Consider the following 13,592-nt stretch of genomic DNA (forward strand, 5'->3'; position numbering starts at 1 on the left):
TTTTCATCTAAATCATTAGTATCCTTATTTAAATTTATTCTACTCTCATCTATTTCTTTATTCTTAACTTTTTCTTTTTCCGAACTACCTGATATTATATATTCCTCTTTATCATATACTTCAGATGCTTTTCTTTCTTCATCATATTTTTCAAAAAAGTTCACAAATGTATCCCTACATGATGACTCATGTGAGATCGTTTCTTTATAAAAGACTGGATATACCTCTTTTATAATACACAAAAATGCTAACAATTTTGTATTAATTTTTAAATTATTTTTTTCTATATTTTTAAATTTCATAAAAACATAATTTAAGAATGTTAAATTTAGTATTCTCTTTATTCTTCGTGGATTAACATCTGTTGTAATTATTAATTCTGATATAAAATCATCTTTTAAGTCTTTTTTAAAATTTTGATATATATTTTCCTTAGGCTCTATTGTTTTATTTTGAATTTTATTAGATTCTAAAATAGAGTTAACATATTTCCTTATTGCTTTTCCATCAATAGTTGGTATATAAAATGGAATTTGTATTATTTTTTCTAGATATTCTCTCGAGAAATCGCTTAAATCAAAATTTACAAGTTCATTATAATTTTCTTTACTAAATCTAATAAAGTTCTCATATTTGTTAGATAGTGCACTTTGAAGATAATTTATATCACATCCTAAAAAAAATATACAGTTTTTAGAATTAAATACTAGTTTAATTGATTCTATAACTTCCATTACTTTATCGACATCACATCTATCCAAGTCATCAATAAAAATAACAATTTTCTTTTTTGAAATAAAATCATGATCCAAAATATAGCTGATTGACTCCTTTAAAGCAAAATTTTCAGAGATAAGTTTATTAATAACGCTTTGCTGTTGATCAAGACTAAATTTATCAAAATCGTATTCTGCCTTAACAGGTTTTATATCTAACGATAACTTAAGTGGTTTAAAAATAGATTTTATAAAATCTGGTCCAGAATTTTTTCCAAAGAACTTTACTTTTCCTTTAACTTCTTGATACAATTTTGCTAAAAAAATAGTAATAAAATTTTGAGTTTGTCCATATTCCCACGGATTAATTTCAACTGTATAAAACCTTTTTTCCTTTTCTATTCTATTTTTTATTAAATTCATAAATGTAGTTTTACCAGAACCCCATTTTCCATGGATTCCAAAAACTAATGGTGGGGTAATAAGGTCATTATTATTTACTAATATATAATTAAATGACTCAATATAGGGATAATACCCCAAATAATCTTCTTCACTCGCTATATCATTAAAAAAATTAACCATAAAAACTTCCCCTAACAATATTATACTATCTCTAGCGTATAATTAATTTTTTGATTTAGATGGTAAAAATCTTTCACTTAAATTCATATTGATGTTTATCATAATTCCTAAATAATTTTTATCGTTTCTTATTCTACACTATAATATAAACTTACTTATAAATTATCAGCATTAGTAAAATGAGGCAGATACCTATAAATTTGCTTATATAACTTGCATTCATTCTTCAACTCAGATTCTTTCCACTCATTCTCGCTAGCTATTTCACCATTATAGAAAAATGAATTATTAAAGTATTCCATTTCTTTATCTGTTAACTTTGGAATACAAATATTATATTCTTCTTCTCCATTTTTTATATAATCTAAATTTTCAAAGCAACATCTGTTATAATATTCTTCTTCTTTCTTTTCATACAATATTCCCCCAAATGTCACCATACTAGCCCCATCTTTATATGTAAAATAATATAATTGTTTGTAAATTATTTTATCAGGATCATCTCTCGTATTATTAATATATTTAATCGTTTTATTAATATGAACATCAAACATTTCCTTTATAACAATATGTGATTTTTTATCTGATAATTCGTTTTCCTTGTATTTCTGTCTCGTTGTAAATCCCTCATAATCCCTCATGAATCGATCTACTTTTAAATTTTTTTCTCTACAGTTATCTTCATTTTTTAATAATTCAATAATCAGCATAATTATAGCATTAAATTCATTCAATTCTTTTACATTATTGTAAATATGTTTTTCATTACTTGAATAAGTAATAAAACTTTTTTGAAATTCCTTACAATAATAACGTAACTCTCTCCTATTGTATCTTCCGCATATATTTTTCTCCATATTAACAATTAATTCATTTAATAATTTTTCACTTTTTGCAATTTCTGATAAAGATAACTTATCCAATTTTTCTCGAATTTTTTTTAATTTTCCTAGATGTTTATTTAATTCAATAACCAATTTACTAGTCTTTTTACCATTGATAGAAGTGTTTAATGAAATAATGAATATGCTTCCCGACATAATATTATCAAGCAATATGCTTAAATCATCAAACATGTATTTTTCTAAATTTCCATCATAGTCAAGCCAAACAATGCTCCTCTTGTCAAAATTAATTTCATTCAATGCATCTGTTGATTTCTTATAGTTCATCCGTATGAATTCATAAGGTTTATTAAACTCAAATCGCAATTGTTTTCCTTCATCCGGTTCATATTCAATCGATATCATTTCTTTAATTCCTAACTCTTTATGAAATAACTTAAAATCAACAAAGTATAATGATCCAAACCCAATATATCTATATTGATCTATATGATCAAAATAATATAGTCTTTGACATGATTCCTTTATCATCTTTCTCTCAACAAACTTTCTCATTCGTAATCTGTAATCTATGCTATCATAACTTCTCATAACTATTTATAAACACTCCATATCTACAAAATAATCAAATGTATATTCCCCTACTTCTTTATATGATCCTAAGTCATATTCTTTCTTGATTCTATCAGCTAGTTCTCTTGATCTTGAATAAATAATTTTTGCATCCTTTTCCTTTATAGATTTTATATTAACAGAAAATATAAACTTTTCTTTTTTTAACTTTTTATAGTTTTTTCTAATATCAAACACTATAGATCTATCATGATTATTGTAAATTTCATCTCTGTCAGTCTTATCATTAATTTGATTAAGGTAAATGAATATTTCTTTCATCATCATTCCCATATGTTGTAAAATTGTTTTATACAATTCTGAATCTACATCTACTCCTACTTTTGTTGTTGTTAGTGGCAGCTTTGTTACATCTTTAGAGTTCATAAAGACAACTCCTCTAAACATTGCTTTACTAGCATGGAATTGAGGTAACGACAAATCTTCTCCTTTAACCCCCCAGCCCGTAGTTTTTGACTTGTCAGCCATTAAAAGCAACCTATCATTAGCATAAATATACCATCCTGCGTCGGATGGTTTTGCTTCACTTATACCTGCAATAATCTGTATGTCTGTACCAGCAATTTTAAGCTTTCTTACTGAAGGCCTAATTTCATCATCATATATCATCTCAACATCACTGGCATTTATTTCCATGCCATTAACAATTATCTTTAATCCTTTATTAATTAATTTAGCGTATGAATACCCTATTTCACTTTTCAAAGATGAATTGGCTAATTCGCTTTCGGCAAAACTTTGTATTATATCACTATTTAACTCTGTAACTGTTATTCGCGTTCCAGTCCATCTTTCTTCTTTATTATAGTTTTGCTTTTTTAATTCAAAATTCCACAATTCGTCATCTTTACTTTTCCACTCATTTACATCCACTTCAATAGTAAAATGTTCCTTTTCAGTTCTTGATTCAACCTTGAATCTATTTCCAAGCTTAAATAAAGTTCTCTTCATACCGACACCAAATCTTCCTATAGAATATTCGACCTGATTCTCTGAAGCCAATTTTAATGTTGTTCTACCAAATTTGAATGCATAATTCTCTGCAATATTTATACTAAATCCGCCACAGTTATCACATATTTGAAATTTGTCTTTATTCATTGTAAGCATTATTTCTTTACCTTCAAAAATGCCTGATCTTTTAGCACCATCGATTGAATTATCAATTAAATCCAATATAGCTTTTTCTAATTGTATATCTCTTGTTATCATATCTATAAAAAATTCTTTAGTTGGTCCTGCTTGTACACTTCCCATTTAATCACTCCCTATTTAAGACCTTATTTAAAATATATGATTTCACTGCCTAATTATCATTAAACAGTTTTGCTAACTAAATTTGATTAAACATTTCTATTATTCGCCTTTGCCCTCTAATCAGTTGCCAAAGTCCATTCTCCCTCATTGGTACATCACCGTTACGTTACTCTCTCCTGTCTTATCCAAATATATACTTCTTCCTGCCAAACTTCCCTGTCAAGGAATATTAATGAAACATTTACTTCTTAATCAATTTTTGTTGTTGCACTATATAGAATAAATACCTTATAATAACATAACTAATAGTTAACCAATTCCAATAATAACATTTTATATTTTTATATTCTAAAGTTTAATTTTTGTAATATAATCACCTAAATCATTCGCTTTATTAATTGAAACGACTATATTAAATTTCACTATATTATATATTCTTCTACATTTGTTTGTATATTCCTCCATAAATAGTCAGTTTTCTATACTATTACCACAAAAAATGAAAGAAAAGTATCTTACAAATACTTTCCTTTCATTTTTATATTACCACTATTCCTTTATCAATTCCCAAAAAGCCCTATCCTTCATAAATACAGCCCTATCACTATCACCCACCTTAACCAAGCTATAATGCTTATTAAGACTCTTTATCTTATTAAACAAAGCATCATCTTCCTGTTTACTCTGAGTATTAAATATATACTTAACATCCTTATTACTAAGATCATCGACCTTATGAATAACCCAAGTCAAAATATAATTTGCATACTCATTTTCTCCAGTAGAAAAGTGACTTAGCAGCTGTGTTGAAAGTATTGTACCTACTCCAAACTCTCTTCCCTCCTTTAATATCTTCTTCAATGAAGCAAAATTCTTACTTAAGAAATTATCAGCCTCATCAACCAAAATAATCTTATTTAATTGTCTCAGGCTTCCATCTATCTTACTATGTCCGTATGCCTGCATTTGTGTATAAAATAAATCCAATGTAATTGCCACAACTAGATTTTGTATTCCTGGATCATATCCTGATAAATCTATTACTGTTACCCCATCTATTAGATCAAAAAGACTCTTAGTTTTAAATGGGTCTGTTTCAAATATTTCAAAGTCTATTAAATTACTAAAAGCTGCATATAAGCTATCTTCTTTTAAATCTTCCTTGTTGACATATATATCATACACATCTTTAAGCGTAGGTGCCGGCTTATCCCATGTATCTGGCTGATTTTTAATTATTCCTCTCTTTTCATAGGCTTCCATTATTAAATCTCTTAATAATGTTTCTTGTTTTATTCCAAGTCCAAAAGCCTTAGCTAATGTTTCTTTCAGTCCATTAGCTGTGTGTAATGGAAGCATTGGCTTAGAATTAACTGTTTTAGTAACTGACAATGGGTTAAAAGGTAGTTGGTATAATTCAAATACTTTTGCATCTGTAGCATCTATAAAGTCCTGTTTTGACTTATTATAATCACCCTTATAGTCAAATATTAATATTCCAACATTCTTACCATCCACATTATACTTAGCTTCTCTATGAATTTGAGTTATCATTGACTTAGTAAACTGAGTTTTACCTGTTCCCATGGTCCCTATGATTCCGGTATTTGTATGCATTAATTTATTTGTATCATTAGGACACCAGTAGATCTCTCTATTATTTTTCTGATTAACTCCAAACAGTACCTCCATATTTCTATCTTTATCATGTGTTTCTGGTGGATTATTTACTACTGGAGGAGTTTCATCTACAACTGGAGGTATAATATCTGGTGTTACAGGTACTGGAGGCACTTCATCTCCATTATCTCCTGATTCTTGACTTCCACCTGTCTTTATTTCATTTATATTTGTTCCTGTTATATCAAAACTGCCAACTAACTCACGTATTTCACCAACACTCTTAGTTATAAAATTAATACCCTCTTCCTCAGAAAGCTCAATAACCATAACCCCATCTTCCATTCTTATATCATCAAATGTCTTTCCTCTCTTAAATGATATAACTGCTGCTTCTCCGATTGACTCCTCCATTGAGTTAACTATTTTATACTCTTCATTAAGCAACTTTCTTCTTAAGTCAGAATCAATTATGCTTTTCCAGTTTTCTTCACTGCATACGTCATATAAGTTAAGTTTTTCTGAACTTGTTATAACCAACTGCATTAGAAAATTACGATATACCTTTTGGGCATTATTAATAACTTCATTTTCTTTTGGCAATAAAGTATCCTTAAATATCTTCTTAGTTGCTTTAGCCTGTTCTATACCCTTTTGTATATACGAAGAATTATTTTCTCCAATTTTAACTTCAATTGGATAATAATGAACAAATACATTTTCTTCTGCTGTTTCTATTCCTATCAAAAGTATATCATCGCTTGTCGCACCATTTTTTTCAAAACCTAGATTCTTAGCTGAGAAGAAACCTTCACTTTGTTTAAGCCCTGCTCCTCCTGATACTCTAAGTACCTCTTCTAAAGATATCGGAACCCAAATCACATTATCTTTCTTAAATTTAGCAAGTGCTAATTTTATTGCCGACAGTATACTTATTTTTTCTTTAGGAAAATGTGATTTACTTGACAATAGTCTAAGCAACCAATCACCATTAACAGCATTAAACATATTGATTATTCCTGGCGAATAGTCATGAGCATTACCAATTCCCTTTTGGCCTAAAAACTCTTCGATAACTCTTTGATAAGGTCCAGATTTTCTTGTAACAGTTATAGCATCATAACCACCTGCTGTAGTATATTGGTCGCTATAATGTATGATAAGTAAATCTTTAGCTTCAGGATCATTTTTAAAGAAGTTCAGGTCAACCTTAGGATCTATAAATGTTACCCAATGACTTGCTCCATAAATAGAATCCAATATATTCTTACCTTCATTAGGTATTGATGTGGCCTTACACTGCTTGCTATTATATGGTTCTCCACCACTAGCTGCATTTACAGCATTGAGTTTCATAGCCACTTTCATTAAATCACTACCTGTATTTGCATACTTTGTACCAAATCCAGTTCTGTAGGCATCTCCCAAGAAAACAGATGGTACACCAGATATTAATCCATCTAATATTACCCCTGATGGAATATCATCCATAGTTGAAGTTATAGTTTTTGCTTCATTACTCATCTCAATAAAGGTAATATGAGCATATTCAAACCCATCTTCCGCTTTCTTTGAATAGAAATGAACTCTTTCTCTATATAGATTTAATACATCCTCCTCTGACATATTATCTACATCTAAATCTAACCCGTAAGTTGATTTTAAATCATCAATATCATCATTAAATGCTACTTCTTCAAAAGCATTAGTAATGCTCTTGTTTGAATATATAAATAAATCAATTGGCAAAACTTCTCTAGTACTATTCGATTTTAATTGCTTAATATAATATTTAAATATTCCTTGAAGAATTTCCTTACTATCACCTGTATTCACTAAGTTTATTCTTATAGGTGCATTGCTACCCATATTAAACATATATTTAAAATGACTAACAAATTCTTCTATCTTTTCATTGACCAATTTAGAAACAAAATCTCTTGAACTTTTGTACCTTGGAAGAACTTCGTCTACGTAGTATTTCCACTCTGGCGAATGATATTGTTCCATTGGAACATAAAGCCTATCGTTATCATCTAATATATAAGGCAGAAGATACGTTGAGGTAAACTTCTTAATAATTTCATCTTCCATACTTTCATTATCTGTTTGCTCACTCATATGGATCTGATAAGCAATATTTAAAGGATGGAGTGAAGTAAGAAGTATCTCTTTATCTTCAATTTCTCTCTTTATAACTCCAATTTTAAATAGATTTTTTTGTTCTTTCGTAAGATATGAACCTTCATCTATTGATTCTAACTCCTTTATATATCTGCTTATGAATCCCTTATATAAGGCCTTAACTTCGTCATTTAAGTATGTTAAACTTGGAAGTTTATTTGATACACTAAAATATCTAATAATTTCATTGTAAGCTTCTTTTAAATCAGGACTTAATTCTAAATTCATCGACTCTAATCCATCACTAGACTCAATAAAATATATACCTTCACTTTCTATTATCTGCTTCTCTAACTGCAAATTTCTTCTAAATTCATCTCTAGTAAAATATTCTTTAGTACCATGTTGAAGCTTGTTATCTCCAATTAATTTGAAGTCACATTGTTTTTCTCTTTTTAGTTTCCAAACTTTTATTCCTTCAATAGGAGAAATTTTTTCACTAGTTCCAATTATACCAACTGGAATCATGCACTTGTTTGTCCTTAAATTGAATCTAGCAAGATCACTATCATTTTCATATTCAAAATTGTCACTAATTTTCACAACTAATTTCTCATCTTCATTCAATTCAATTATTTCATTATTATATTCTAGCTGATAATTAGTTGATCTTGATGCATATTCGTTGAACACAATATCTGATTCATTTGTATTTACGGAAATAAAGTTATTTTTTCCTTTCATAACTATTGAATATTTTGTTTTTATACTATCCAAATATTTTTCGCTACATTCAAGCATTACAATTTTAAATTCAAACTTTATATTCTTATCATTTTTATATACAATCTTGTAAAAATCATATTCTGCTTCTGATTTGTAAATAGTTGCCTTTATCTTTTTTCCTGAGATACTTACATCCACTGATCCCTTCTTATCTAAAAATTCACTTTTTAGGTGATCATCAAAAGTAAATTCAAGATCTACAGATTCACTGCCATTTTCATTAAAAACTATTATGTTTCTAATTCTTGACTTAACTTTAGATGTACCTTCTTCCCTATCCCATTCTTGGTTGCAGGAACTATATTCTAACGGCTTTACTTTTTTCTTTTCTTCTATAGATTTATTTACATCCTTATAATCAACAGATTGCCAGTCCTCACCTTTTAGCTTATCGATTCCTTTTTCATCAAAATATTTTTCCAGTTGCAATTCTGGATTTCCGTAGTTATGAATTTCATCAACTCTACTGTAGTAAACTGCATTATTCTCAATTCTTTTTTCTAATTCTCTTCCACTAAGATTTTTTAACTCACTATCATAAAAAAGTCCAAAATTTTTATACTGATTTCTTTCAATGCAAGTTCCATCAATTATTTCTAACAAATCTCTATATTCAAAGATAGAAATACTATCTCCAAACAAATCCTTATTTTTTCTTTTTAAGTCTAGTTCTACAATAGCTTGGTCCACTTCACTAAATTCTGAAGTTGCTAACTTTCTTCTTATATCTTTTCGAATTGAGTTTATATGGAAGGGCATTCCTTCTTTACTAAAGGACTCTGTTCCGCCCATTATACTGTCAAGATTTGTATCATGAATAAAAAGTATGGCTTTATCTTCATATCCTTTTTCTACCCCTACCATATTTCTAAGCCTAGTTAAAAAGTCTGGTTGTACGTCATCAATAGTTGCTGATACTATTAACTTTACTCCTTTGAAATCTAGAAGGTATGATTTATACTTAACTTCTCCTTTGATATCTTTGTACTCATATTCTCTATATAAAGTGTTATTTTTTAACTCATTGTACAAAGCTCTTACTTGCTCTTGTTTTTCAAATTGTATATTATACTTCGCTCCCGAAGTTAAAGGATTAGTATTAAAAAACTCTACTATTTTACTTGATAGATAACTATAAAACTGATTTAACATATTGTGCATCCCCACTATCTGATTTCTTTTCTAATAAATTTAACTTCTCATATAATTGTACAATTTTAATTTTTGAGTCTCTGTCGAAGAACATACCTCTTTTTTCAAACTCATCAAATAATAAATTCAACTTTAATTTATCATTATTATTGATGCATAACTTGGTCATTAAAATTATATCTTCTTCGTTAAGATTTAAATTATATCCAAGTGATCCTCTTTTCTTAGAAAAGTTTTCGTGTACAAATTTTATATACCAGTTCCTATAGGCTTCATTTGCCCTGCTTCTACTAGACTTATTAAACTGATATTCAATAGCTTCAAAAAGCTCGTAAACTTTGTTAAAGGCTTTATTCCCACTATCCCTACCTTTTTCTTTAAAGTCATTCCAATCTTTATCTGTTATCCGTTTTGTATACTCTTGATAAAGTAATTCTATTTGACTTTCTACCTCATTTTCATCCATGGAATTAAACAAATCAAATAGTTCTAAATATCCGAACTGTTCACCTAATCCATGGTGATTTAAAAATTCTAAAGTAATAGCATGTGAAAATAATGATTCTACATTATTCTTAAGTAGTTCCCAACCAAATTTATAGGCTGTCCTATTTTTAGAGGTACTTTCCCAGCCTAATGTATAATATATAACCTCTGGTTTAGTTAAATCCGCCTTTTCAAATTTGGATAACTTAATAGCTAGCTGAGATACATAAAACATATAATAGTATTCAAGTACTCTCTTAAGTGACGTTTTATATAGTTCCTCATTCTCTATAAGAAATTTGAAATCTTTAGTAAATAATTCTTTTATGAATGGTAGATAACATTTGTAGGAATCTATTATGTAATTTTTTTCTTTTAATTCTGGTAATGCATTTAAAACCAACTTATATAATATATTTTCTACATTCCTATCATAATGCTTTACAACTAATGATTTTAATTCCTCATCAAAAAAGATCGAGTATAAAAATCTAGCAATCTTTTCATCTGAATTCGTAGATGTTATATAATTTATAGTTTTTATATCAAAGTCTACTAAATTCTCCTTATCAATGAACATAGTTCTAATCATGTCCTTAAATACTTCTTTACTATTAGATCCCTCAAACTCCCCTATTTCATCTGTTACATCTTCAATGAACTCAGTAAAATTAAATTCACTTTTTAATTCCTTATTGCAAATAATTCTAGAAAAAGCTCCTACAACACCATTAAAATTTGAAACCAATGTCTTTTCATTAGCAGCATAAGGTAGCAATTTAAATTGATTGCCTTGGCTATGGGTTAATCCACTATCTTTGAACTTAAATGTGGTTTCAATTTTTTCAAAATCTAAATTATAACTTTTTATTCCGCTCATATTCTATATCTCCACAAATCTATAAAATTCAAACTCAGTATCATACTCTAACTTATATTTCTTGTTAACATTTTTATTTTTTTCAGTAAATACAAGTTTTTCATTATTCGATCCAGTTTCCTGAAGTTTATTAATAAATTCAATAAATTTGATAAAATGATTTTTATCCTTTTTATTTGGCCTATATCCATCGATAACTTGTAATAATAATTTGTAAAGTGAAAAATCTACATCTATTTCATAGGATTTTTCTAGCTTTTCACTTTTATATCTTAGTTTCATTATTGAAACAAATTTCTTTAACTCAGTATCTTCAGTTTTAGGCAAATTGCTAGTATTTACCTTTAACTCAATATCTTCGCTAATTTTATATTTAATCTGATTTTTACCCATAAAAATATTTATTTGGTCTTTTTCAGCTTCGCCATTCCACTTTAGTATTCCATTTTTCACATTATCATATAGGGTTTTAAGTTTAGGTTTGTCCCCTCTATTCCAGAAATATAAATTTTCCATATAATTCTGATAAACAGAATCTCTTAAAGAGAATATATCCCCTTTTCCACAAATATAATAGCTTCTAATAAATAACTTTAATAGCTCATGTCTTATTTTCCTGTCTTCTGTTTGTTCAAAATCAACTCCGTTAATTTTGTCAATATATCCCTTTGGATAATCAATATACTCTTTGAAATATGGCAGTATTTCAGTAGAATTATTAAATTCTATTATAAAATCATCAACTTTCTGATTCCTAACATTCAAAGGATCTAAAGTATTTAAAGCTTCAAATATAAAAGATAGCTCTTTATGATTAAATATGACATTCGGCATAAGACATCTTATATATTCTAAGTTGTTAAGCTTAAAAATATCTTTTTTAAATAAAGGTGAGTTAACATCAATATATGATCTTGGCACTATTAGCTCATACATAAAGTTTATTAGTGCTCTTGTTGATATTATAATCTTATTTTTTATGATACACTGTACCAATAGTTCTACTACTGCTTCTTGTACTCTTTCATTACTTAATAACTCATAATTAGCTTTAATAGGGCAAGCATTACAATTGCTGCACTCAATACAATACTTTTTATATGAGCTATAGAAAATATTAAGTTCTGATGAATCGGTAATTTTTGTTATTAATGATCTTATATAATCTGATTGAACTTTTCCGTCTTTTAATGTAAAAATATGATAGTCGCTAAAATTCACAAATTGAAATGAACTACCTTCGTCAAAACTACTATTTGCAATGCTATTCTCTAAAATCTTTTTATCTTGAGCGAACTTTTTTAGAATAGAGTATCTTTCTCCATATTGAGAATCTATAAAATTATTTAATGTTCCAAGATTAATAGCTAATATAAACTTTTCATTGCTTTCTTTGATTTTTTCATCACTAAAACTATCTAAAACTTCATTTAAAGTATCCATTGAGGTTTTATTTGGTTCTAAACTTTCTGTAGCATCATTATGAAGGGTAAAGTTCTTCATGATATCTGGATATTTAGTGTTAAAATATGATATTATGTGCGATTTACCATCTCCAACACTTCCACAAACTAAAATAAGTTGAGCCCTATCAGATTCACTTGCTTTAAATATCAGCTCCTGTAACTCCTTTTGTGCTTCTCTTTCGATATGCATGTACCTCTTAAAAGGAGTAAATTCACCTAGCCCCTCAACTGCTTCTTTTGATGACTCCTTAAGTCTAGCTAACTCATCTATCAAACACTTTTTTCCTTCGTACTTATTATCAATAATGCTCTCAATTATTAGATCTTCAAAAATATCCTCTTTTTCGTCTATATTAGAACTTGCACTTATTTCTTCATGACTTTTATCACTTATTTCAGTTTTTGATATTAAATTGTCCACCTTTTTTATTAAATTTGATATCACTTTCACATTAATATCCGAAGACTTATTTTCTAATGGCATTGGGCTTTTATATGGATCAGCTTCAAAGTTATAATCAATATAAGTTTCAACAAACCAACAAGTAATTTTATAAATACTTTTGTGTATATTCAAAGCAGCTTCTAGTTCTCCTTCAACATCAGCGTGAGCCGCTTTATTACCAAGCAACCTAACCGCATGAAATAACCTGCCTATTTCACCTTCAAGCACTCCTTCACTTTCCAATTTTCTTAGCCTTTCCGCCTGGGTCATCGTATTTAGCAACCCATACTGCTCTAGCTTGGATACTTCCTGCGTTAGATGTTCGACAAAGGTTCTTCCCTTTATGATGGCACTATGAGGGGCCGTAAACAATACCCTGTTAAGTTGTTCTATATAATTATTTAAGTATCTGTAATCACTATTTAAATAACTGAAAACATCTCTTTTCAACTGTGAATCTTCCCTTCTGTTATTTCGACTGATTTTATGATCATTTATACTAATTTGTATTTTTATCATTATAATCTACTATTATAATTTTATCATAGCTCTATGTTCTTTTATATGTTTTATTTATAGCTAACTTTTTTAAATGTA

The 13,592-nt window shown here is 28.2% G+C and carries 6 protein-coding genes; all 6 read right to left on the reverse strand.

Annotated features, from left to right (window positions below; translation table 11 throughout):
- The coding region (locus tag P8V03_RS15020; RefSeq protein WP_318798786.1) for a KAP family P-loop NTPase fold protein at nucleotides 1-1,301 on the reverse strand (1,301 nt) is incomplete at its 3' end.
- 155 nt (nucleotides 1,302-1,456) lie between these two features.
- Entirely contained in the window at nucleotides 1,457-2,737 is a 1,281-nt protein-coding gene (locus tag P8V03_RS15025; RefSeq protein WP_318798787.1) for an O-methyltransferase, read from the reverse strand.
- A gap of 6 nt (nucleotides 2,738-2,743) precedes the next feature.
- On the reverse strand, nucleotides 2,744-4,036 hold the full coding sequence (locus tag P8V03_RS15030; RefSeq protein ID WP_318798788.1) for an ATP-binding protein: 1,293 nt from the start codon (nucleotides 4,034-4,036) through the stop codon (nucleotides 2,744-2,746).
- A gap of 549 nt (nucleotides 4,037-4,585) precedes the next feature.
- Nucleotides 4,586-9,718, reverse strand: a complete 5,133-nt coding sequence (gene dptH, locus P8V03_RS15035; RefSeq protein ID WP_318798789.1) for a DNA phosphorothioation-dependent restriction protein DptH — start codon at nucleotides 9,716-9,718, stop codon at nucleotides 4,586-4,588.
- Nucleotides 9,699-11,084: a DNA phosphorothioation-dependent restriction protein DptG gene (gene dptG, locus P8V03_RS15040; RefSeq protein ID WP_318798790.1), complete on the reverse strand. Its 1,386-nt coding sequence runs from the start codon at nucleotides 11,082-11,084 to the stop codon at nucleotides 9,699-9,701. The genes dptH and dptG overlap by 20 nt, the downstream gene beginning before the upstream one ends.
- 3 nt (nucleotides 11,085-11,087) lie before the next feature.
- Nucleotides 11,088-13,445, reverse strand: coding sequence for a DNA phosphorothioation-dependent restriction protein DptF (gene dptF, locus P8V03_RS15045; protein ID WP_318798791.1), 2,358 nt, complete (start codon nucleotides 13,443-13,445; stop codon nucleotides 11,088-11,090).
- Between the last annotated feature and the right edge of the window lie 147 nt (nucleotides 13,446-13,592).

The organism is Clostridium tanneri, assembly GCF_033659955.1.
In the GTDB taxonomy this organism is placed as follows: Bacteria; Bacillota; Clostridia; order Clostridiales; family Clostridiaceae; genus Clostridium_AM; species Clostridium_AM tanneri.

Coding starts and splice junctions, on each gene's coding strand:
- dptG (WP_318798790.1), bottom strand. CDS start 11,084: ATGAGCGGAATAAAAAGTTATAATTTAGATTTTGAAAAAATTGAAACC.
- P8V03_RS15025 (WP_318798787.1), bottom strand. CDS start 2,737: ATGAGAAGTTATGATAGCATAGATTACAGATTACGAATGAGAAAGTTT.
- dptH (WP_318798789.1), bottom strand. CDS start 9,718: ATGTTAAATCAGTTTTATAGTTATCTATCAAGTAAAATAGTAGAGTTT.
- P8V03_RS15030 (WP_318798788.1), bottom strand. CDS start 4,036: ATGGGAAGTGTACAAGCAGGACCAACTAAAGAATTTTTTATAGATATG.